The following is a 24882-nucleotide window of genomic DNA, read 5'->3' as shown; positions in this document are numbered from 1 at the left end:
CTCCTAGGCCAACAGGTTATGACGTTCCCACTATAATAAAATTTAGTAATATGACGATTTACTTAGGTAAAATAATTTTAGGTTCTTTTTTAGCTTTATATAAAACACCATTAAAACCAATAACTTGGACTAATTCAGCACCTAACATATCGGCTAACTCTTGGAAAATCGTCTTATCTTCAGGGCTATTGTTGTGTAATTTCACCTTGATTAATTCGCGAGCCATTAAGGCTGCGCGAGCACTATCAATAACACTGTTTTCTAAACCATTTTTACCAATTTGAACTACTGGTGGCATTGTTGCTGCCAAAGAACGTAAATACCGTTTTTGTTTTCCTGTCATTATTACTCCTACTCTTGGAATGTAAAGCGTTGATCGCCAATTACAACTTCATCACCGTCTTTACAACCTTTTTCTTTTAATTTAGCATCTAGCTCCATAAAGCGCCAAATGCGTTGGAATCTACGAAGAGATTGATCATCACTTAAATTTGTCATTGCTACTAAACGTTCAATACGTTTACCTGTAATATAGAATGCAGCATCGTCACCACGAGTGATAACGAATTCTACATCTGGTTTTGCTTCGTATACTACTGTATCATCAGTTGCTTCCGGTTCTGGCTCGTAGTTTTCTACATAGTAGTACGCTCGTTCCATAAGTTCTGGTAAACCTTCGCCACTTAATGCATTGATAAGGAATACTTCGTAGCCTTTATCTTCAAAATATTTTTTTGTATCAGGAATTGTTGTATCATCAAAGACCATATCAATCTTATTGAGCGCAACAATCTGTTTTTTATTGGCTAATTTTTCAGAATATTTACGAAGCTCTTCGTTAATAGCATCAAAATCAATCTTTGGATCGCGTCCTTCCATACCAGATACATCAAGGACGTGAATTAAAATATTAGTACGTTCTACGTGACGCAAGAAGTTATGTCCTAGACCAACACCTTCGCTAGCACCTTCAATAAGGCCAGGAATATCAGCGAGTACAAAACTACGGTCCCCAGAGATTGTTACTACCCCAAGTACAGGTGTCAATGTAGTAAAGTGATAAGCCGCAACCTCTGGTTGAGCTTTAGAAACCTTACGTAAAATACTAGATTTACCTACAGATGGGTACCCTAATAAACCAACGTCAGCTAATACTTTTAGTTCTAGTTGTAACCAGAACTCTTCACCAGGTTCACCCTTTTCTGCAAATGTCGGTGCACGGTTAGCACTTGTTTGGAAACGTGCATTACCACGGCCCCCACGACCACCTTTAGCAATAACAAATATATCGCCATCGTTAACGAGATCACAGAAAATTTTTCCTGTTTCTTCTTCTTTAATTACGGTGCCCAACGGAACTGGGATAATAAGTGGCTCAGAACCGCGACCATGCTTATTGGAGCTTTCACCATTACCACCAGCAGGCGCCTTAAACTGGCGTTTATATCTAAAGTCTACAAGAGTATTAATATTCTTGTCCGCTTTAAAAATAACGTCTGCCCCTTTACCACCATCGCCGCCACTAGGGCCGCCATTTGGCACGTATTTCTCACGGCGGAAGCTAGACATGCCATCCCCACCGTCACCGGCCTTAACAAAGACACGCGCTCTATCTATAAACATATTTTAACTCCTATGCATTATTGCTGTAATAACTCTAATGCCTTTTTAATTTGAATATCATCTAATGTACTAGATGGATTTACACCTTTTGGTAAATCAAGCTCTACATCTGGTTTAATACCAATGCCGTCAATAACACGATCATTTGGTGTATGGTACTTAGCAATAGTTACCTTAACGCCTTCATTATCAAGGCTAGGGTAAATAGTTTGAACTGTACCTTTACCATATGTATTAGTACCTAAAATGGTACCTAGTTTACGGTCTTGAATAGCACCAGCTATAATTTCAGATGCACTAGCAGACCCTTTATTAACAAGAACTACTAATGGCATAGCTACTTCTGGGCCATTCGACTTATAAACATCTTTTTTACCAGCTCGATTTTGTACCGTTACTAGTGTACCTGGAGGCATAATATAGTTGGAAATCTTTTCTGTTGTAGATAACAAACCACCAGGATTATCTCGGAGATCTAATACTAGTTCCTTCATACCTTGAGATTGCAATTCTTTAAACTGTGTTTCAAAATCATCAGCTGTATTTTCAGCGAATTGACTGATACGAATGTACCCCACTGTACTTGTAAGCATTTTACTTTTAACAGTTGGTAACACAATGGATTCACGAGTGATATCAAAGTGCAATGTTTCACCATTGCGCTCTATATCAAGGGCTACAACAGTACCTGCCTCACCGCGAATTCGAGAGGATGCATCTTCTACAGTTATATCACTTGTGGATTGACCATTGATAGCAATAATATGGTCTCCAGGTTTAATGCCCGCTTTGAAAGCTGGTTGATCTTCCATAATACTAACTGCATATAAACCTTTATCATCATGCCCAAGAACCATGCCTACACCAGCATAAGTACCAGATGTTTGCATTTTCATGGACTTAAATTCATCAGCATCTAAATAAACACTATGAGGCTCTCCCAAAGAGCCAATCAAACCTTTTAACATACCATCATAAAGGGTAGCTTTAGACATAGGTGTCATAAAGACTTGACTCGCAGCATAGTAGGCTACAAATAGTCTTGGTAACCCCCAGAATGAACCAGATAGATACCAAAACATGAGCCACATAATAACGATGCCAGAGCCTATATATTTCAATAGGCTCCATAACACCGTACGTGTATCAAATTTCATATTATAAATATCCCATAGGATCCACAGGATCCCCACTTATACGAACTTCAAAATGTACGTGTGGCCCAGTACTATTACCAGTGCTACCAGCATAGGCTATAACTTGACCTTTAGATACATCTTGTCCTTCAGAGACAGCAAGCTCAGAATTATGGCCATAAAGGGTAGACATGCCATTACCATGGTCGATAACTACGGCATAACCATAGCCGCCCATCCAACCAGACCAAACAACAGTACCACCATCAGCAGCATGAACAGGTGTACCTTCATCAACACCAATATCTATACCAGAATGGTAAATTGTTGTTCCCCAAATTGGATGTGTACGATAACCATATGGTGAAGTAATTTCACCACTTACAGGCCAACCCAGTTGACCAGAACCTTGCACCCAAGAGTAACTTGGTGCAGACTGTTGAGCTGCTGCTGCGGCCGCCGCTTCTGCAGCAGCACGAGCCGCTGCACGTTCCGCTTGACGTGCTTTTAATAGTGCAGTAATTTGAGCGGAAGAAGCATTGAGTTCTTCTACAGCTTGCATTGCAGTGGCACGATCATTTTGTGCTTTTTGAAGAACGACTTCCCGTTCTTTCTTCTTTTGTTCAATTTCAGCTTGTTTAGCTACTGCCGCCTTTTCAAGCTCCACTAATTTAGCTCGAGATTGCTCAAGAGCTTGCTTACGTGCAGCAATTTCAGCACGTTCTTTTTTGATTTCATCGATTAATTTAATGTCAGCATCAATAATGCGTTTTAAAATCTCTAGTCGATTTGCAAAATCACTAAAGTCTTTAGAACCAATAACAACATCTAAATAACTTAGACGACCATTGATATAAATATCACGTACACGCTTATAAAATACGGACTCACGTCCTTCTAAACGTTTTTGTGCTTCTGCTAGTAACTTTTCATTAACAGTAATATCATTTTCAACGGCTACACGTTGTTGTTGAATAGACTCTAACTGTTGTTGAGCTTGACGCAATTGCTCTTCAATTTGACGCAACTGTTCAGATACACTAACAATGACAGTTTCAGCATCAGCTTTAATAGAGTTTTGTTGATTAACTTGTTGTTGAATTGAATCTAATTGATTCGTTAAATCCTCATCTTCCGCAACAATGTATAGTGGTGTTCCCAGTACTACTATACCTGTTAAAATTGTTGCCACCAGACGGGATTTGATTGTGTTGTATTTCATAAACATTACACCTTCATGTATTGTTTTAAAGAAATTGTACTACCAATAGCACCGACTATAATACCGCCAACTAAAATATAGATAGCCACATCATAGAAGAATGGGAACATTGGTACTAATGGGAAGAATGCTAAAGACTCGGAAACTTCCATAGTAATAAAATGGTAGAATTCACCTACACAAAGAACGGCAATAATAGCTCCAACTAGACCTAATAACATGCCTTCGATCAAGAATGGCCAACGGATAAAGCCATTTGTTGCACCTACATATTTCATGATGGCAATTTCTTTACGACGAGCGAACACAGTCAAACGAATTGTATTAGAAATGATGAATAATGTAGCTGCTGCTAAGAATGCAATTAATACGATACCACCAATTCTGATAACTTGAGTTATACGGAAGAGTTCTTCCACAATATCTTGACCATAATGTGTACTTTCAACACCTTGGAATGTGGTAGCTAATTTAGCTGTAGCCTTAACATCACTAGGATTATCAAAAGTTAATACATAAGAATTTGGCAATGGATTTACATCACCTAGGGCATTTACTAATTGTTGTTGATCACCAAGGCGAGCTTTAAATTCCTTCATAGCTTGCTCTTTATTAACAAACTCCAAATGCTTAAGATTTGGTATAGCTTTAATTTGCTTACCTACCGCCATAATTTGATCAGTTGTTAAACCATCTTTTAAGTAAATGCTCAATTGAACTTGGTTTTCTAAGCTAGATGCCATGTTATTCAAATTGATAACACCGCAAAGGAATACACCAAGCATAAATAGAGATAAAGCCACTGTAGAAATAGATGCTAACGTCATAAGACCGTTACGCTTCATAGATTTGAGGGCTTCTTTAAAAAAGTATTTCAATGTTCTAGGCTTCATTAATTTCAGCACCTCTCATATTATCACTTTGAACGCGACCATCTTTAAGACGAATAACACGTTTATTTAAATACGAAACAAGATCCATATTATGGGTAACCATAATAACAGTTGTACCAAAATTATTGATATGCTTAAACAAATCTACAATACCTTTACTTGTATCAGGATCTAGATTACCAGTCGGTTCATCAGCAATGAGCACAGAAGGTCGATTTACAATGGCGCGGGCAATAGCAACACGTTGTTGTTCACCACCAGATAGATCCTCTGGTAAATCATTTGCCTTGTCAGTTAACCCAACAAGCTCTAGTACATGACTTACCTTTTCTTTAATTACCTTTGGTTTCTCTTCAATTACTTCAAGTGCAAAAGCAATATTCTCTGATACCGTTTTATTCGGTAATAACCGGAAATCTTGGAATACAACACCAAGTTTTCTACGTAATTTTGGAATTTTACTACGCTTCATACGCGTAACATCAAAATCATCAACTATAACAGTACCAGCATCAGGTACTACTTCATGAGTTAATAATTTAAATAGAGTTGATTTCCCTGCACCGCTGTGACCACAAATGAGGACAAATTCTCCGTCATTTATAGTTAAACACACATCGTCTAATGCAACAGAACCATTATCATAGACTTTACTAACATTCTTAAATTCAATCATGGGATCCCCTTTGATTATTTACGAGTGATTACACGTTTTACTGCTTCTACAATGTCTTTTGCTGTTAAGCCATATTTAGCCATTAATTCTTTTGGTGTACCACTCTCCCCAAATGTATCTCGAACACCAACGAATTCCATAGGTACTGGCTTATTAGCAACAACAACTTCAGACACAGCAGAGCCTAGGCCACCAATGATATTATGTTCTTCAGCTGTAACAATAGCACCTGTTTCAGTAGCTGCCTTTACGATTGCATCTGCATCAATTGGTTTGATAGATGCCATATTAATAACGCGAGCAGATACATTAGATTCAGCTAAGGTTTTTGCCGCCTCAACAGCAGGACCAACCAAAGCACCACAAGCGATAATTGTTACATCAGAACCTTCAACTAAAGTAGTAGATTTACCAGGTACAAAAGTATAACCTTCAGCTGTTACATCATCTACACCAGCACGGCCCAAACGAACGTATACAGGACCCTCATAAGATGCAGCCCATTCAACTACAGCTTCTGTTTCACGTTCATCCGCAGGTACTACTACTGTCATATTAGGTAGTGTACGCATACAAGAAATATCTTCCAAGCTTTGATGTGTAGCACCATCTTCACCTACTGTAATACCCGCATGTGTAGCACAAACTTTTACATTCAATTTTGGATAGCATACAGCATTGCGAATTTGTTCAAATGCACGACCTGTTGCAAACATTGCAAAGGAAGAAACAAATGGGGTTTTACCAGCTGCTGCAAGACCTGCACCAACAGAAATCAAATTTTGTTCTGCAATACCTACATTAAAGAAACGTTCAGGGCAAACATTTTTAAATGTATCAGTTTTAGTAGATTTTGATAAATCTGCATCTAATACGATAATATTTGTATTTTCTTTACCGATGCGAGCTAACGCATTACCATATGCTTCACGTGTTGCTTTACCCATTATTGTACCCCCATAATTTCATTAACAAAGGCTATACCTTGCTCAGCGCTTGGTGCTTTGCCATGCCATCCTGCTTGGCCTTCCATTTCTTCAACGCCCTTACCTTTTACAGTATGCATTACAATGCAAGTTGGGCCTTCTGTGAAAGCTTTAGCTGCTTCAATAGCATTATGAAGTTCATCAAGATCATGACCATTTACTTCAATAACATTCCAGTTAAAAGCTTTAAATTTCTCAGGAATAGGCAATGGAGAAAGAACTTTAGTAATATCCCCATCAATTTGAAGACCATTAAAGTCAACAAAAGCAGTTAAGTTATTGAGTTTGTAATGGCCAGCAAACATAGCGGCTTCCCACACTTGACCTTCTTCAAGTTCACCATCACCAAGAATGGAATAAACACGGTAATCTGCATTGTCGATTTTACCAGCCAATGCCATGCCGCATGCTGCAGAGATACCTTGACCCAAGGAACCAGTGGACATATCAACACCTGGAATATGTTTCATATCAGGGTGACCTTGTAACATATGGTCAATTTTACGTAAATTCAAAAGTTCATCTTTAGAAAAGTAACCTTTTTCAGCCAATGTAGCATATAATGCAGGCGCTGCATGACCTTTAGAAAGGACAAAGCGATCTCTATTAGGAGCTTTTGGATTTGCTGGATCTACATTCATTTCTACATAGTACAACAAGGCCATCACATCGGCGATGGATAGAGAACCACCTGGGTGACCAGATTTCGCTGCCGTTACAGACTGAACAATACTCACGCGAATAGCTTTTGCCTTCTCTTGAACTAGTTGTTTAACATCTTGTGTTAATGTAGCCATAGAGACCTCACTTTCTGGATTAGATCCAATATATTAATAATTTTTAAGTAATGAAATTGCGATTTCTGCATTGCGTTGAGAGTTAACACGCAACGCTTCAATACGATCATAAGATGCTTGGTACTCTTCTCTTGAATTTAAGAGCTTATGACATCTCTGATATAAAGCCTCTTCTCGAAGATGGGTCATTGTACCGATTGGTTCTTGACCAATCATATGTAAGAAACTAGTGATTTTAGGATCGTAGGAAATGCCAATTACAGGTTTCTTCATTAGAGAACTAAATACTAATGCATGAAGACGTATGCCAATCATAAGGTCTACATTACCTGACAAGGATACTTGTTCCTCTGTAGAGAATGGTCCTTCAAGAACAATAGCTCCTTTTGGCATATAACTAGCAATAATTTTAGCTTCTTTTGTATCCTCTGGATGAGACATAGGTATAAATATAATCTCTACATTATCCTGTTCTTGCAGTCGACTTAAGACATTGGCTAGTGATTCACGGTATTCTGTATCATCTTTCCAACTACGAACAGCTACTCCGATTCTTTTTGGAGATTCTGTGGATATAGGTAGCTTTGATGTATAGCCGTCTAGAATGCGTTTTCCAATATTCAAATCAGCTGGTTGCATGGCTAATACAGCATCAGCCGTAACCTCAACATCTTCAATTCCTAAGGAATCTAATTCAGATTTAGAAATAGAATCACGAACCGTTATAGTATCAACAAAACGCAAAACAAAGCTAACAGCTTTCCTTGTAGAAGGGCGATTTAAAGGTCCAATACCTTGTGAGTATAGCATCACCTTTTTACCCATCATTTTTGCTAAAGCCATAATACTTAAGTAGTAATATGTATTGCGAATACTAGTAGCATCTTGTAACAGGCTGCCTCCACCACTGATAACTAAATCAGAATTTGAAATAGCCTTTAGAATACCGAATGCAGAAAAGGTTCCCACCGCATGAATATTGTGCTTTTTGCTCGTCTCTGTAGGATTACCAGAAATAACCGTAATATGCGCATCTGCTTCCTCTTTACGAATGGCATCGATAATAGCACAAAGCATTGCTTCATCACCAGCATTACCAAAACCATAGTAGCCAGAGATAACAATATTACTCATGGTCAACCTCCCGAGCTTGGAACCATTGTGTTACATACATCATGAAACGAACAGCAATGATAAGAAGCAAACCTAAGAGCGCACCAATTAACAAACCATCATATCCACGCATAATAGACATGAATACAGGAGTTCTAATATGACAGAAAGTTTCAACCATAGACGCTATTCCAATAACACCAGCAATAGTTAATAAGAAATGGATCACTGTAGGCCATTTGCGTAGGAATGCAAATGTAGCTAACATTAATGCAGGATGACCAATAATGAACTCTTTTTCTCTAGGTCTTGCATACATTGTATTTTCAAGAAAACGACGAAGCATGAGTTCAACTCCTGGTACAGGAACACCTGCTGTATGACCGCTTCGGCCAACAAATACCCATGCCACACCACCAAGAGCAGCCATTACAAAGAATACGTAGAACTTAACATCCATTGTTAAAAATTCAACTACAAATTTCTTTGCTTCTTCTTTAGAGTTAATCATACGACCTTTCCACAATGGGAAACGTTGTAAATAAGCGATAATCACCAATACAACTGGAAGTACAAATGTTAACTTAACACCTCTAAAGATAGCAAATTCCATAAAGAATTTCGTATTTCCTAGCAAAGATGCAATATACATACCGCCAATAGCTGCAAAGAGTGCAGCAATTACGAGATAAAGAACTGCTAATACGGTAGATTTAATAGCACCTAATGGACGAGCACCATCATAACGACGCCATTCTTCCATCAAACGGATCATAGCACCTACAGGAGCCATAATAGCACTAGATAAGGCCCAAATTTGAGTAATCAGTGTGCCACTTGTAATGATGAATAATACTACAGATACAAGAGATATTCCAAAGAATGCGACCAATTGTGTATGTTTACGCATTGGAATTAGCATTTGACCAACGTAAACAAACAGTGCAATAGCACCTATCATAGTAATAACTACTAACAATGGATTAGGTGTATATGGTGGATAAATATCAGCAGGACCAAATTCATAACCTTTTGTAGATAATTTTTCAGTAGTCATACCAATATAGTTAATGGTAGTTTGTAATACTGTTTCATTATTTACACCAGCTTCATACATAGGGAATAAATTGAAACGAATATTTCGTTCAATATCACTAATATAGAAACGTTGTGCGGCTTCTTCAGGAGTAATTTTCTTTAATTCGTCCTTAGCAATTGTATATACACGACCAACGCTATAATTCTCTTTAGCAGCCATTTCTAAGAAACCTTGTTGTGGCTCATATTGAAGTTGGTTAACAGCTTCGATACCAACTAAAGGAATGTGATTTTTATGTAACAATTCTAAGGTTTCATCAGTTAAGTTAGGCGCACCAAGAGCTTCTTTGCCAGCAAAAATCATACCAGTAACATGTGGAATTCCTTCAAGGCGTTTAAATAGATATTGAAGATCTTCAGACGTTACATTTCTGTAATTTGTAGGTCGAACAATAACATTAAATCCACGATTAGCAACTTCTTGAGCTTGAAGCTTGGAAATACCAAGATTCATTTTTAGATAGCTATCTGCAGTAGCACCATATAACTCAAGAACCGGACCAATACTTGTATTGAGCTCTTTTACTTTATCTTTACCAATACGATGATATAAGTCTTCCCGAATTTCTTTATAATAGCCTTCTTTACCAGAAATCAAAGCTACATAAGTTGCACCATGTTTCACGGATGCCCCATTAACACGGACAGAATCCATTTCTTCGGAAGATAATACCTTAACTTGACCTGCATCTTTCGCTTTTTCTAAGGTGCGATCATAAATAGCAAATGCTGTTACACCTGCATTGCGAAGCGCATCAAAGGCCTCTTGTTGACTACGTTTTTCAAAAGCATTAGCCCGTAAAACAGCATCATAATCTACGATATTTTCTATATGGTTTTGAGATTTTTCTATCTGATGGCGTTCAAATACTAAGTATAAAGAGGATATAAGGCCTACAAAAATACATAATATAAGAATCCAAGAGTACTTACTTTTCTGGGTGTTCCGATGATTCACGACAAATCCTTTCTAGTTGAGCACTGGTTTAACTTTAATGTGAATTTCACCATTATCGATAGTTAAGCTTTCTGCTTTTACAGGAATAGGGAAGTTATTGAAGTTATAGATTTCAGTAGCTTCTAGTACATTAGATGTTAAACCTGGGATAGTAGCACCATTAATGGTGAATTTCTTAGGTGCAAATAATAAAGTATTATCCTTTAATTCTAAATTGCCATCTAATTTAACAGCGCCTTTAAATACCATACCTACATTCATCTTGCCAGTTAAACTAATGTTATCTTTACTAATATTTACTTGTACATCTTGAATTTCACTGCCTGCTTGAGTGCTTAAAAATGTTGCTAAATCTTCATTAGTAACTATACCGTCAATACTTGAGTTTCCTACTCTAACAACATCTATTTCTTGGCTAGCCAATAATGAAATTGGATTCACTAGAATTTGTGTTGCATCATATTTGAAGTTTGCAAAATTTAATTTACCAAGTTTTACATCATCTAAAGAACCGTATACATGATCAGCTTCACCATAAAGTAATTTGAATCCTGGTTGAGACTCAACATTTACAGTTTGAGCAGATGGTTTTAGGGAATCATTTAATTGTTTTTCAATACGAGAACTAATATAAGAAGGTAATAAAAATTGTGTTGCTGCTGCCAAGGCAATAATCAGCACTAGTAGGAATAGTAAAAACTTTTTCATAAGAACTCCTAAACTGTTAAATTTGCTTCTTTTTTCAAGAAGCCTTCCATAAATTGATCTAAATTACCATCCATAACGGATTGTACATTCCCTGTTTCAACCCCTGTACGATGATCCTTAACGAGATTATATGGGTGGAATACGTAGGAGCGAATTTGACTGCCCCATTCAATAGCTTGGTATGTACCACCTATTTGCTCTTTAAGTTCTGCTTGTTTTTCTAATTCTAATTCAAATAATTTTGCTCGTAATAAACGTAATGCTTGTTCCCTATTTTGCATTTGGGAACGCTGTGATTGACATTGAACTACAATACCAGTTGGTCTATGCGTCATACGTACAGCCGAATCTGTTTTATTAATATGCTGACCACCAGCACCACTAGCTCGATATGTATCTACCTGTACATCCTTCATGTCTATATTAATTTCTACTGTATCATCAATTTCTGGCATTACATCAACAGCAGCAAAGGATGTATGACGACGTGCCGCAGCATCAAATGGTGAGATACGAACAAGACGGTGTACGCCTTTTTCAGATTTCAAATATCCAAAAGCATTTTCACCTTTAATTAAAAATGTAGCAGATTTAGTACCCGCCTCATCACCGGGCTGTTCGTCCATCAATTCAATAGAAAATCCTGCTTTTTCAGCCCAGCGTAAGTACATGCGAATGAGCATAGAACACCAATCTTGTGCTTCTGTACCACCTGCACCAGCATGAAATGTTAAGATTGCATTATTAGCATCATACTCACCACTAAGCAATAAAAGAACCTCTTGTTTTTCTACAGTTTCTTCTATTTGTTGAACATAATCCTTAATCTCTCCTTCTAGAGAACGATCATCTTCCTCTATAGCCATCTCTAGCATTACATTAGCATCTTCGATGTCACTAACAAGTTGTTTATAGCTTTCTACAGCATTCTTTAATTGTGTAGCCTCTTGAGAAATCTCACGAGCCTTATCAGGATTGTCCCAAAATGTAGGGTCGCTCATTTGTACATCTAGTGTAAAGATTCGATCCTCTTTCTGAGCGATGTTAAAGTGAATCCCTCATTCCATAAATACGTTCTTCAAGATTAGAAATAATCGGTTTTAAATCTTCTAACAATTTATGTTCACCACCTTTTACTTATTAGCTTATTACATCGATAAATTATCACCTTAATAAAATAGAAAAATGGCCGTTGCCCAGAAGGAAATCCCATTGAGCAACGTGCCATTCACAAATCTTAATCTATGTTTTGTGGCTCCAACACATCTTCATGATGGGGTTGTGCACCTTCTAAGTGGTCAACTGGTTCTTCAATTTCTTGAATCAATTGTGCACGAATTTTGTATAACGCCATGATTGTTTCATCTTGAATTGCAGCAATCATGTTTTGGAACATATCAAAGGCTTCAAATTTATATTCCACCAATGGATTTTTTTGGCCATATGCACGAAGGCCAATACCTTCACGCAACATATCCATATTATCCAAATGTTCCATCCATTTGTTATCAACAACGCGCAACATAATAGCCTTTTCAAGTTGGCCAAACATAGCATCACCAAGCATATCAACGCGATCTTGATACTCAGCATGAGCAATTTCAAGTAAACGTTCTAACAATTCTTGACGGCTATACTCTTCCATATCTTGAGAGGACATAATCTCTTCTGTTAAGAAATATTGACTTAAATGCTTATAAAGACCTTCATAATCCCATTCTTCTGGATATAATTTTTCATCTGCATAAGCATCTACAGATTCAGTAACAAGTTTATCAATCATTTCATTGATTGTGTCACGTAAGGATTCGTTACGTAAAATACGACGACGTTGTTCGTATAATACTTCACGTTGTTGATTCATAACATCATCATACTCAAGGACATATTTACGAATATTATAGTTATGATCTTCTACTTTCTTTTGAGCACGTTCAATAGATTTAGTAATCAAAGAATGCTCAATAGGCTCATCCTCTTCCATGCCTAGTTTATCCATGATACCTGTAATATTATCAGCACCAAAGATACGCATTAAATCATCTTCTAAGGATAAGAAGAATTGAGAGGAGCCTGGGTCACCTTGACGACCAGCACGACCACGCAACTGATTATCGATACGGCGACTTTCATGACGTTCAGTACCTAAGATAGCCAAACCGCCTAATTCAGGGACACCTTCACCAAGTGTGATATCAGTACCACGACCAGCCATGTTTGTAGCGATTGTCACCATACCCATTTGACCAGCATCTGCAACAATTTCCGCTTCTTTTTCATGATGTTTAGCATTCAATACTTTATGTGGTACTCCTGCACGTAATAACATATCTGAAAGTTCTTCAGATTGTGTAATAGATGTAGTACCAATCAAAATTGGTTGACCAGTTTGATGGCGTTCTACAGCATTACGTACTACGGCACGATATTTAGCTGCCTTTGTTTTAAAGATTTGATCAGGCAAATCTATACGAGCCAATGGTTTATTTGGAGGAATAGGTAATACTTCCAAACCGTAAATATCGATAAACTCTTTTTCCTCTGTTTTGGCTGTACCAGTCATACCAGCAAGCTTTTTATACATACGGAAATAGTTTTGGAATGTAACAGAAGCCAATGTTTGGCTTTCACGTTCAACCTTCAAGCCTTCTTTAGCTTCGATTGCTTGGTGTAAACCATCGGAATAACGACGACCAAACATCAAACGACCTGTGAATTCATCGACGATAACAACTTCACCATCTTTAACTACATAGTCAGTATCGCGATGCATCATAGCATATGCACGAAGAGATGCACCAAGTAGATGATTTAACTCAATATTTTCTGAATCATACAAGTTTTCAACACCAAGCATTTTTTCGACTTTAGCAATACCAGAATCTGTAGGTGCAATGGTTTTTTGTTTTTCATCAATTGTATAATCTTCATCTTTCACTAGATGAGGAACAATTTTAGCTAACTTATAGTAATTATCTGTGGAACGTTGACCAGGACCAGAAATAATTAGTGGAGTTCTCGCTTCATCGATAAGGATGGAGTCAACTTCATCGACAATTGCATAATTCAATGGACGTTGTACCATTTGTGATACATCAGATACCATGTTATCGCGCAAATAGTCAAAGCCAAACTCATTATTTGTACCATATGTAATATCGCATGCATATGCTTCTTTACGTTGGTTAAAATCGAGATTAGCTACAATAAGACCTGTAGAAAGACCTAAGAAGTTATATAAACGCCCCATTTGTTCGCTATCGCGAGTCGCCAAATAATCATTTACTGTAACAACATGCACCCCATTGCCTGTCAAAGCATTTAGATATACTGGTAATGTAGCAACTAATGTTTTACCTTCACCAGTACGCATTTCTGCAATATTACCTCTATGAAGGCAAATACCACCAATCAACTGTACATCAAAATGACGCATGCCTAACACGCGTTTAGACGCTTCACGAACTACGGCAAATGCTTCTGGTAAAATGTCGTCTAACGTTTCCCCTTTTTGCAAACGACGTTTAAACTCATCGGTTTTTGCTACTAAGTTAGCATCACTTAATTTAACATAATTCGGTTCAATTTCATTAATATGATCAGCAATAGCACGCATTTTCTTGATTTCTTTTGCATTATTATTGCCTAATAGCCTTTGTAAAAAGCTTAACAAACAAATCACTCCTCTATAGGACATCTTACATTATTTTATCTAATTTATTATAACGAAAATGCCTTGAATAGTCAAAGAATTCAAGGCATTTCACGATTATTTATAGGTTTTTATAAAAAAGGTGGATGACTCAAAATGGTCATCCACCTTAGTATAATAATCGGCTGATTAAAAAAGTAGAAAGGAGTTAGGATTATTGTCAGCCGACATTATAGGTTATTGTAATTCTGGCTCGATCAAGCCATAGAATCCATCATGTCTACGATATACTACATTCATTGCTTCTGTTTCAGCATTGAAGAACATAAAGAAGTCATGACCAATAAGATTCATTTGTAAAATAGCTTCTTCTACATCCATAGGACGTACTGCAAAGCGTTTGCGTTTTACAACTTCGATAGCTTCTTCTTCTACAGGAGCCGCTAAAGCTTCTGGATGGAAAGCCTCTTGTTTTTTAAAGCGTTTAGCTAAACGAGTTTTATGTTTGTGAATTTGACGTACGATTTTGTCTATTACCAAATCAATAGCCGCATACATATCATCGTTTGTTTCTACACCACGAAGAACAATTTTATTAACGAAGCATGTAAGTTCAACAGTAGATTTATCTTTTACAACGGATAAAACCGCTTGTGCATCTAACTCATCATCGAAGTAACGAGTTAATTTGCTCAATCTCTTTTCGATGTATGCTCTTAGAGCATCTGTCACTTCAATGTTTTTACCTCTGATTGCTACTTTCATAAGTCAACACCCTTTCTAAAAATCATCCACGAGATACGAGTGTGTAGTATTTTTTTACTTATCTCTCGTGTTATATTTAGTATTTCTACATTCACATATAAAACTCCTCTTTTTTTCAAAAAATTTTTATATTTTTTGTAGAATTATAAATATTACTTTCAGTAGTAGCAAAAAAACTCTGATATCATACGATATCAGAGTTTTACTATATGTTGCTTTTATGTATTTTTTGGTATGTAATTACGCTTTTACAACGTTAGCAGCTTGAGGGCCACGGTTACCATCAACGATATCAAACTCTACATTTTGACCTTCTGTCAAAGATTTGAAACCTTCGTCCTGAATTGCAGAGTAATGTACGAATACATCGCTACCGTCTTCGCGTTCTATAAAACCATAACCTTTTTCTGCGCTGAACCATTTTACTTTACCTAACATGGTAACATCCTCCTAAAAATATATATATTGTCTTACTGTCTTGCACTACACTTGTATCATAACACAGCATGTATAAAATATCAAACAATAATATTAACACTTTTAATGAATATACAAAGATATCTTATTTGTATCCCACCCTACAAAAATCACATAAAACCCTTTATTTATCATGTTATAAATATTTACGAACAGCATATTAATTTATTGCATAATTTTATAATCATAAAATTATATGAATTAAAAATTATTATCATAAGATATATATGTATAAAATATTTATATATCACAAATATTTATGGCAATAATCGTATTTCATAGATTAATTAATACCTAGAATGGCTTATGTATAGGGGCTAATTGAATGAATTGACATCAAGTTATCAAATATATTAATAGATATAAATAGATTCATATATCATAAAATCTAATATGTACAAATTCAGTTAACTTTAAAAAAAGTCAAAAAAGGAAGCAAACTCTATAAACAGAATTTACTTCCTTTTATGTTAGAAATTATTATTATAAAATTTTCGATAAGAACAATTTTGTTCGATCATTTGTTGGTGCATCAAATACTTTTTCAGGAGTATCATCTTCAAGAATTAATCCACCATCTACAAATAATACTCGGTCCGCAACCTCTTTAGCAAAGCCCATTTCGTGAGTAACAATAACCATCGTCATACCTTCTTCGGCTAGAGACTTCATTACATCCAGAACTTCGCGAACCATTTCTGGATCCAACGCAGAGGTAGGCTCATCAAAGAGCATAACCTTTGGTTTCATTGCTAAAGCACGAGCTATAGCAACACGTTGCTTTTGACCACCAGATAAAGAGTCAGGATAAGCATTTGCTTTATCTTTCAAACCTACTCGATCTAATAAAATTTGACCAATTTTTTTAGCCTCATCACTAGATGTTTTGCGGACCTTAGTTTGTGCTAATGTCAGATTTTCCATTACAGTCATGTGTGGGAAAAGATTAAAGTTTTGGAATACCATGCCTACTTCCGTACGGACTTCATTAAGTTTAGATTTATCTGAAAGATCCATACCATCTACAATGACCTTACCAGATGTAGGCTCTTCTAAGTAATTCATAGTACGCAATACTGTACTTTTACCAGAACCTGATGGACCAATAATAACTACAACTTGACCTTTTTCGATATGTAAATCAATGCCCTTTAATACTTCATTTTTACCAAAGGATTTATGTACATTTTCTAACTTAATCATTTAATGCTATATTTCCTTTCAAGGTAACCAACCAATTGTGAAATTGTTACTGTCATAATAAGGTAGATAACAGCAACTGTCCCCCAAATTTCAAATGATGCATATGTTTTGGCAATGATTAGTTGACCACGGCGTGTCAATTCTTCAAAACCAATTACAGAAACCAATGAGGAGTCTTTCAACATAGCAATAAATTCATTACCCAATGGTGGAATAATTGCTTTGAAAGCTTGCGGCATGATGATATAGCGCATAGTTTGTCCCCAAGTCAAACCAAGAGATCGCCCCGCTTCCATTTGACCTTTATCAATAGACTGAATGCCAGCACGGAAGATTTCAGACACATAAGCACCAGAGTTAATACTACATGCAGTAACAGCAGCAATAAATGGATCAATACGTTGGCCAGTAATCATTGGCAATGCAAAGTAAATCAAGAAGATTTGTACCAATAGTGGTGTACCACGAATGATATCTACATAGCATTTTGCTAATAATCTAACTACAGTAAATTTAGATAAATTTGCTATGGCAACTAATAGACCGATAAAGAAACCACAGCCTACAGACATGGCTGTAATTTCAACGGTTACAAGTGCACCTTGTAATAAAAGCGGTAAATTATCCGCAATTAACCCCCAATTAAAACTCATGATCTCTCCTATTATTTAAATTCTAACACTACTGGCATATCAGCTGGTGCATCTACATTAAACCATTTTTTATATAATGTATTAAATTCACCATCGGCCTTCATATCGGCGATTGCTTTATTAATTTGTTCTTGCAAATCTTTGTTGTCTTTATTGATTGCTAAGCCCAAATATTCTTTCGTATTTGGATATGCCATAAATTTAATATGTTGGTCTGGATGTTTAGTACTATAATATTGAGCCACCGGCAAGTCAATTACAGTTGCATCAACACCGCCATTTTGTAATTCTAACAAAGCTTCATTACTATGGTCAAACTCTTTTACAGTAGTACCTTCAATTTTATGAGCTAAATCAGCACCAGTTGTACCTAATTGAGCAGCAATCTTTTTACCTTTAAGATCATCAAGGGATGTAATATTGGCACCATCTTTATATACTACAGCAAGTGCATTTTCATAATATGGAGAAGAGAATAACACCTTTTCACTTCTAGCTTTTGTAATAGTCATACCAGATGCTGCTACATCAATATCATGTGTATTTAACGCTGGAATTAAAGCATCAAAGGCAATATTCTTAAGCTCTACATCTTTATTGATACGCTTACCGATGGCACGAATAAATTCAATATCAAAGCCTGTATAGTCTTGAGTTTTTTCATCTTTAAATTCAAATGGAACAAATGTGGCATTAGTACCAACGATTAATTTATTAGAAGTTGTTTGTGTAGAAGTTCCACAACCGCCAATTACAGTACCAGCCATTACTAACATACAACCACCAATGATTAATTTTTTTAACTTCCTATTTAACATCAAATCATCCTCGTTCACTAAACTAACTATTTTTATTACACTAGTATATCACTTAGTATAATTATGTCAACAATTTTGTATAGAAAATCCTTAGATATCAATAAATTACTATATTTACATTTTATTTTTATGCACTCATTGTATAATTATAATATCAATGTATAATAACTTTCCCATAGGTAGTGGTTTTCTATAGATTTTTTAATATACAGATGTATAAAAAGAAAAAAGCACATGAGAAAAGCCTCATGTGCCCGTATACGGCTGACCTGGTCTTTGCCCCCACACTCGCCTGCTGGAAGGTTCGCTCATAAGTCCGAGACTCCCCACTACTACTCCTCTCGGTTTTACCGGCAGGACTTACACCTAAGCCGCACCATGCTCACAACCCCTTGGGTTGCTTATGTGGATCGTTTTGCCTGCGACTGGCATCGACTTTCAACCACAGACCCGTATAGACGTATTATAAAGAATAACATAATTCATGTCTAGATTTACGAAGACATATAATTTAATAAAATATACAAAACTTTTATCTTTATCGAACATATTAACGTTTATTTCTCATTGAAATGAGAACAAATTTTGCAACCCCTTTTTTCCGATGTATAGAAAATTGTAATAGAAAACCTAAAATATTCTTCATATTATTTTAATATTTATAAAATTAATATTTCAAGGTACTATATTTAGTGCATTCCTAAAATGTCAATTATTTTTAGTATGCTAAATATGAATACAACATGTATAACAGAACATACGTATCATACACAAAACATTATTTATGGTGTATAATTTGTATACTATTAAATAAGAACGGCCTAAAGTTGTACGATATGAACATAAGTACGAGGGGTTGTACCATATGTTCTACATGTTAGTTAAAGGGGTTTATTATGTTTATGTTATCATTAATGCAACCATCAGGGTTGTACGAACTGGAGAAGGACAGTTTAGAAGCCATTAGTGCTCAGCTCTTACAAATGATACAAATGAAGAGCTATCATTTATACACTCATTCTATCCAAGTTTCAAACTATGCAGTTAGTATTGCTGCTAAGATGGGGTTACCATTAAATGAAATTGAGCAAATTCGCCACGCAGCTTTACTTCATGACGTAGGGCTTTTAATGGTACCTAATGCATTAATTCAAAAATCTCCATATCTTAATAAGCAAGAAATGTCCAAGTATAAACAACATGCTGCTAGTGGTGCCAATATGATTGAAAACTACCCATGTTGTCAACAAATCTTACCTTATATTCGTTATCACCACGAAAAATGGGATGGATCTGGTTATCCTAAACATTTACGTGGTGCTAATATCCCATTAGGAGCTAGAATTATCGCTGTAGCAGATTATTACGATACAACAGTGAATCCTTCTACTGAATTTTGGGCAAAAACTAAAGCTAAAGCAAAAGAAGAACTCTTTAGTGCATCTGGCTCCCTTTTCGATCCAGATGTAGTAAAAGCATTTATCGATGTTCTTGGTTAGTCTCATGATTAAGCGTTCACCATAAGGTGAACGCTTTTTATATACTTAAAAACTACCGCTAGCTAATGTTAATGCATCAATTTTACAAGGTTTATATGTTCTAATGACCTTTGCGACGGCTTCAATTGTAGCCCCTGTAGTATATATATCATCTACGATAAGTATTGTCTTATCCTTTAATTCAATATCTTTATAGTTAGCGCCAATGACAAAGGCCTCCTCAATATTTTGATGTCGTTCCTTATTCGTTAACGCCCACATATCATTAGAAGTGTCAAATTTGTACAAACAGTCTAACCAAGCAAAATGTTTATTATCTATATTTTGTAAAGATTTAGCCCACTTGGTAAAAAATAAATCAACTTGGTTATATCCTCTCTTAGCTTTTTTCCTTTCGCTAGACGGAACAGGAATAATATAATCATAAATAACAGAGCACTTGTTATTAACAATATGAAACTCATCATATTTCATGTAAAGGTTGTACGATGCTAAAAAAGGAGCAGCCCCTTTGGACTGCTCCTTTTTTTCGTTGAATTTTACATCGTAAATTATAGACTTTAAACCACCACGGTATTCAGCCAAGACACATACATCCTCTACATAATGTAGAAATTTGTTTGGTACATGACGAATATGCAGTAGATCAGTAAAACAAGATTTACACCAATCCCCTTGTGTTGCTACAGAGGCCCCACAATGAGGACATACAGGTGGAAATAGGAAATCCCAAAGACTCATTACGAATCACATCTCCCTTGTAGTCGTTCTTTAAACAATGTATATCGTTCATCACCGTTTACAGTACGTACAGCACGTTCTATAGCGCTCGTTGTACCAACGATAATAACCTTCCGTTTAGCTCGTGTAACAGCAGTGTACAACAAATTACGTTGCAACATACCACCATAACGTGGAACAAATGGAATGATAACCACACCATACTCGCTACCTTGGCTCTTATGAACCGTAATAGCATAAGCTGGCATAATCATATGTGCTTCGTCGATAGGTAGACGAACCTCTTTATGGATAAATCGGATACAAATATCTGTCCGTGTAATGGCATATATAATTCCAATCTCACCATTAAAGACTTCTAACTCATAATCATTGAGGATTTGGATAACTTTATCCCCTACACGGTATGTAATACCATTAACGCGTGCTTCCCCTTTTAAACTATCTGGAGGATTAACTGCTTGTTGTACATACTGAGAAATGAGTGTACTTCCAGCTTCACCACGTCGCATAGGAGAAATAATTTGAATATCTAATTCATCCTCAATATGCTCCTGTTCTCGCTTATATACATCTATGATAGCTTTCATCATCATATCGTAAGACTTAACAGGTATAAAGGAAAACTCTTCACTTAGACTATCAAGTTTTGGCATTTCACCACGGTTAATAGCATAGGCGCTTTCTACAATAGTATTACCAGAACTTTGTCGATAAATCTGGTTAAGTCGCGTATAAGGCACACAGTCACTATCGAGCAAATCTTTTAATACAAAGCCTGCTCCAATAGGTGGTAATTGATCTACGTCACCTACGATAATAACATGAGCTTCCTTTGGAATAGCTGCCATTAACGAATAGAATAAACGTACATTGAGCATAGATGCTTCATCAATGATAATAACATCTATATCTAAAGGATCATCTTCATTCTTAGTAAAGTCATAAGAATCACTGCCCTGAACAGGCACTAATAAGCGATGTATCGTTGTTGCTTCAAACTCGGTAGCCTCTGTAAGTCGTTTTGCAGCACGCCCCGTAGGGGCACATAAGATAATACGACCTAATCCACCAAGTTGGAACCCTTTTACTAAAGCCTTAATAATCGTTGTTTTGCCCGTACCAGGGCCACCAGTAATAAGAGAAAACTTTTCAAAGAAGGATAACTGAATAGCCTCTTTTTGAGCATCACCAAATGTAATATGATTATCTGCTTCAAATTTCTCTATAAAACTTGGAATATCTAGAGAAATTGGATCTGCCTCTAATAAAAAATCCTTTGTATAATGAACGCTTTCTACTTCAGACACGTACATTTCTGGAGGATAAATATATAAGATATCTTCATAATAAGTACTATATAAAGCACCTTGCTCCAAAAGACCTTCAATAAAGTTAGCAATATCATCTGCATCAGTTTGTAACAGATCATCTAAACGGCCAATAAGTTGATCTACGGGCAAACAAGTATGACCTTGATTATCTAAACTGCGTAAAATCCATTCTAAACTAGCCTCTAAACGGCGAGAGTCACTGCCAGTAATACCTAAATGTTCCGCCAGTGTATCAGCCGTACCAAAGAGCATATCTGGTGCTACACGTAACAAAGTATAAGGATTATCTTCAATAACAGCCACAGACTGAACACCGTAATAAGTGTATACAGTTCGACTCCATTTAGACGAAATATGGTGACTTTCAAAAAAGTGATTTAAATCGGATAAAATACCTTCACCAAGTAACGTATTAAATAGTTCATCCTTAATACTTTTTCGAAGACCAGGAACATCCTTAATTTCTTCAGGACGTTCCTCTCGTAAAATTTCTAATATACGAACACCAAAATAATCAAGTACCTTTTCTACGGACTTTTCACCAAAACCTTTAATCCCTAAGTTCATTAAGTAGGTCTTTGCAGCACCCATATTATCAGGTTTTAACTTCTCTACACTAGTAGCATCAAATTGTCGACCATATTTTTCATGTTCTACATAACGGCCGCGAACTTCGATATCTTCCCCCTCTTTAGGAGACTCAAATTTACCAGTACAAGTAATGTATTCCTCATTATAATCTTTAAGGACAAACACGCAATACGTACGTTGTGTATTTTCATATATAGTTCGGTATACAAATCCTCGTATAGCATCCATTATTTCTCCGTATTAGGTAAGGCTTCAATAATTTCTTGTACCGCATCGGTAATGCTGCCTTCATTACCGATTTTAATATGTGCCACTTCTTCATATAAAGGGTATCGTTCTTCATATACATTAAAGATATACTCAATGCTTTCTTTAACAAGTGGACGAATTTCAAGATCCAAATCATCTAGGATATGATTTACATCGCGGTTAACAAATACAACAAGACCATTATTGCGCATTAACTTTACTGTTTTGTCATAGGTAACAGTACCACCACCGGTAGCAATAACAGATGGCTTATTATGAATTAGTTCTTTAATTGTACTGTATTCATACTCGCTGAAAGCATCTTTACCATCATAAATATAAATATTTTGTACAGATTTCCCTACTTTATCTTGAATTGTTTGATCTAAGTCGTAAAAGTCTCGGCCCAATTCCTTGGCTAACATTTTACCAACTGTAGTCTTACCAGCTCCTGGCATACCGATGAGAAAAATATGCTTATGCATATGCTCTTTTAAAAACTCATTGCTCATAGAAACAACAGTCTTTATATAATTTTCAACATACGGTGATAACGTTTTATCTTTGCAATTTGCAGTATGCAATGCAACAATACTTTCATCACGCGCTTCATCTACTAAGGGTAAATGATGTTCATCTTTATATTTACCAATTTCTTTGATTAAAGATAGTCTTTTTTCAAATTCAGCGACTAATACAGCATCAATGCTATCTATTTGTTTACGAGCTTCTTTAATATCCATGAGAACCCCCTTATTATGCATTAGCCAAAATAGCTAAAGCCTGTTCTTCATCCACCTTCATTTGATCAATAAGATCTTGTAAGTTATTAAATTTAACTTCGCCTCTAATATAGGAAATAAATTGTACAAGAACTGTTTTTCCATATATATCTTGGTCAAAGTTAAACAGATGTACTTCGCATCTATGGTACTGATTTTTAAAGGTAGGATTATCCCCAATATTACCTACCCCATCATACCAAGTACCATCAATACACACGCGATTAGCATACACTCCATCTGGAGGTGTAGCCATTTCATTAGGAAGTAATAGATTTAAAGTAGGAAACCCTAATGTACGTCCTCGTTGATCACCTTTTATAACAGTCCCTTTAAATTGAAATGGTCTTCCAAGCCAATGCGTGGCATCTTCTAAACGCCCTTCTCGAATCGCTTTTCTGATTTCAGTACTTGAAATAGGTGTACTAAGACCATCACAAGGCAATAAAGGCTGTACTAGGACTTGTATATGCTTATCAGCCAATGCTTGTTTCATATATGTAGGATTACCTAATCCTTTTGCACCGAATGTAAAATTCTCACCTATTACGATGGCTTGAACATTCATATCCGTACAAAGAGCATCTAAAAATTCATCAGCACTCATTTGAAGTAGTTCTTCATTCATAGGTAATCGCAAAATATAATCTACATTCAAATCATCAAGAACGGTATCCATAACCTCTTCTTGAATAACCCTCTTCGGAACACGTTCTGGATGTAGAATTGTCAACGGATGATGTTCAAAGGTAATGATAATGCTAACACCATTAACTGATGCAGCTTCTTCAACAGCCTTCCGTATAACTCGTTGATGACCTCGATGAATGCCATCAAAGGTACCTAGGGCATATACTTTTGTATCTTTGATTTGACGTAGTTCATCAAACGAATGTAATTGCTTCATA

The 24882-nt window shown here is 36.2% G+C and carries 23 protein-coding genes; 1 reads left to right on the top strand and 22 read right to left on the bottom strand.

From position 1 onward, the window contains the following. Window positions 1-58 precede the first annotated feature (58 nt). The 18 genes from yhbY to O3607_RS00910 all read right to left on the bottom strand — a co-directional run bounded on the left by yhbY (window position 59) and on the right by O3607_RS00910 (window position 18778). Window positions 59-343, bottom strand: coding sequence for a ribosome assembly RNA-binding protein YhbY (gene yhbY, locus O3607_RS00995; RefSeq protein WP_024066152.1), 285 nt, complete (start codon window positions 341-343; stop codon window positions 59-61). Window positions 344-351: 8 nt separating this feature from the next. After that, window positions 352-1623: a GTPase ObgE gene (obgE, locus tag O3607_RS00990; protein WP_129822968.1), complete on the bottom strand. Its 1272-nt coding sequence runs from the start codon at window positions 1621-1623 to the stop codon at window positions 352-354. Between the two features lie 17 nt (window positions 1624-1640). Then, window positions 1641-2780 carry a S41 family peptidase gene (locus O3607_RS00985; RefSeq protein ID WP_105094306.1) on the bottom strand — a complete coding sequence of 380 codons (1140 nt, stop codon included), beginning with the start codon at window positions 2778-2780 and terminating at the stop codon, window positions 1641-1643. 1 nt (window position 2781) lies between these two features. Next, entirely contained in the window at window positions 2782-3987 is a 1206-nt protein-coding gene (locus tag O3607_RS00980) for a murein hydrolase activator EnvC (protein WP_105094305.1), read from the bottom strand. Next, window positions 3987-4874, bottom strand: coding sequence for a permease-like cell division protein FtsX (gene ftsX, locus O3607_RS00975; protein WP_024066929.1), 888 nt, complete (start codon window positions 4872-4874; stop codon window positions 3987-3989). The genes O3607_RS00980 and ftsX overlap by 1 nt, the downstream gene beginning before the upstream one ends. Next, window positions 4864-5550 carry a cell division ATP-binding protein FtsE gene (gene ftsE / locus O3607_RS00970; protein WP_024066928.1) on the bottom strand — a complete coding sequence of 229 codons (687 nt, stop codon included), beginning with the start codon at window positions 5548-5550 and terminating at the stop codon, window positions 4864-4866. Before ftsE ends, ftsX begins: the two co-directional genes overlap by 11 nt. A 14-nt stretch (window positions 5551-5564) precedes the next feature. Next, window positions 5565-6497 carry a transketolase family protein gene (locus O3607_RS00965; protein ID WP_024066927.1) on the bottom strand — a complete coding sequence of 311 codons (933 nt, stop codon included), beginning with the start codon at window positions 6495-6497 and terminating at the stop codon, window positions 5565-5567. Beyond that, window positions 6497-7333 (bottom strand): transketolase, encoded by an 837-nt coding sequence (locus O3607_RS00960; RefSeq protein ID WP_060924672.1) that lies wholly within the window; start codon window positions 7331-7333, stop codon window positions 6497-6499. The genes O3607_RS00965 and O3607_RS00960 overlap by 1 nt, the downstream gene beginning before the upstream one ends. A gap of 33 nt (window positions 7334-7366) precedes the next feature. Continuing rightward, a complete protein-coding gene (csaB, locus tag O3607_RS00955; protein WP_285364207.1) occupies window positions 7367-8467 on the bottom strand; it encodes a polysaccharide pyruvyl transferase CsaB in 1101 nt (366 codons plus the stop codon). After that, window positions 8460-10502: a DUF5693 family protein gene (locus O3607_RS00950; protein ID WP_024066683.1), complete on the bottom strand. Its 2043-nt coding sequence runs from the start codon at window positions 10500-10502 to the stop codon at window positions 8460-8462. The genes csaB and O3607_RS00950 overlap by 8 nt, the downstream gene beginning before the upstream one ends. A gap of 12 nt (window positions 10503-10514) precedes the next feature. After that, window positions 10515-11210, bottom strand: a complete 696-nt coding sequence (locus tag O3607_RS00945; RefSeq protein ID WP_024066682.1) for an LmeA family phospholipid-binding protein — start codon at window positions 11208-11210, stop codon at window positions 10515-10517. 8 nt (window positions 11211-11218) lie between these two features. Continuing rightward, a protein-coding gene (gene prfB, locus O3607_RS00940; protein ID WP_285364211.1) for a peptide chain release factor 2 occupies window positions 11219-12326 on the bottom strand; the annotation gives its coding sequence in 2 pieces (ribosomal slippage) (window positions 11219-12268 and window positions 12270-12326; 1107 coding nt in all). A gap of 121 nt (window positions 12327-12447) precedes the next feature. Continuing rightward, window positions 12448-14883 (bottom strand): preprotein translocase subunit SecA, encoded by a 2436-nt coding sequence (gene secA, locus O3607_RS00935; protein WP_119208227.1) that lies wholly within the window; start codon window positions 14881-14883, stop codon window positions 12448-12450. A 216-nt stretch (window positions 14884-15099) separates the two neighbouring features. Further along, entirely contained in the window at window positions 15100-15627 is a 528-nt protein-coding gene (gene hpf / locus O3607_RS00930; protein ID WP_024066679.1) for a ribosome hibernation-promoting factor, HPF/YfiA family, read from the bottom strand. Window positions 15628-15867: 240 nt separating this feature from the next. After that, window positions 15868-16065 carry a cold shock domain-containing protein gene (locus O3607_RS00925; RefSeq protein WP_005386847.1) on the bottom strand — a complete coding sequence of 66 codons (198 nt, stop codon included), beginning with the start codon at window positions 16063-16065 and terminating at the stop codon, window positions 15868-15870. Window positions 16066-16587: 522 nt separating this feature from the next. Then, a complete protein-coding gene (locus tag O3607_RS00920; protein WP_024066677.1) occupies window positions 16588-17307 on the bottom strand; it encodes an amino acid ABC transporter ATP-binding protein in 720 nt (239 codons plus the stop codon). Beyond that, complete coding sequence (locus O3607_RS00915; protein ID WP_024066676.1) at window positions 17304-17960, bottom strand: amino acid ABC transporter permease; 657 nt, start codon at window positions 17958-17960, stop codon at window positions 17304-17306. The genes O3607_RS00920 and O3607_RS00915 overlap by 4 nt, the downstream gene beginning before the upstream one ends. Before the next feature lie 11 nt (window positions 17961-17971). Continuing rightward, entirely contained in the window at window positions 17972-18778 is an 807-nt protein-coding gene (locus O3607_RS00910) for a basic amino acid ABC transporter substrate-binding protein (RefSeq protein WP_024066675.1), read from the bottom strand. A gap of 896 nt (window positions 18779-19674) precedes the next feature. Between O3607_RS00910 and O3607_RS00905 the strand changes: the two genes are divergently transcribed. Further along, entirely contained in the window at window positions 19675-20277 is a 603-nt protein-coding gene (locus tag O3607_RS00905; RefSeq protein ID WP_004693025.1) for an HD-GYP domain-containing protein, read from the top strand. Between the two features lie 45 nt (window positions 20278-20322). Here the strand turns inward: O3607_RS00905 and O3607_RS00900 are convergent, their stop codons facing one another. The 4 genes from O3607_RS00900 to ribF are packed head-to-tail and all read right to left on the bottom strand — an operon-like array spanning window position 20323 to window position 24881. Beyond that, on the bottom strand, window positions 20323-21018 hold the full coding sequence (locus O3607_RS00900) for a ComF family protein (protein WP_024066674.1): 696 nt from the start codon (window positions 21016-21018) through the stop codon (window positions 20323-20325). Further along, complete coding sequence (locus O3607_RS00895) at window positions 21018-23171, bottom strand: ATP-dependent RecD-like DNA helicase (protein ID WP_024066673.1); 2154 nt, start codon at window positions 23169-23171, stop codon at window positions 21018-21020. Before O3607_RS00895 ends, O3607_RS00900 begins: the two co-directional genes overlap by 1 nt. After that, entirely contained in the window at window positions 23171-23935 is a 765-nt protein-coding gene (locus O3607_RS00890; RefSeq protein ID WP_105085516.1) for a shikimate kinase, read from the bottom strand. Before O3607_RS00890 ends, O3607_RS00895 begins: the two co-directional genes overlap by 1 nt. Before the next feature lie 13 nt (window positions 23936-23948). Then, on the bottom strand, window positions 23949-24881 hold the full coding sequence (gene ribF, locus O3607_RS00885) for a riboflavin biosynthesis protein RibF (protein WP_349224320.1): 933 nt from the start codon (window positions 24879-24881) through the stop codon (window positions 23949-23951). Window position 24882: the final 1 nt, after the last annotated feature.

The sequence above is a fragment of the Veillonella sp. 20925_1_51 genome (genome assembly GCF_041431445.1).
GTDB lineage: Bacteria > Bacillota > Negativicutes > Veillonellales > Veillonellaceae > Veillonella > Veillonella nakazawae.
The sequence above is the reverse complement of the archived record's forward strand: the minus strand, read 5'-3'. Positions and strand labels throughout refer to the sequence as shown.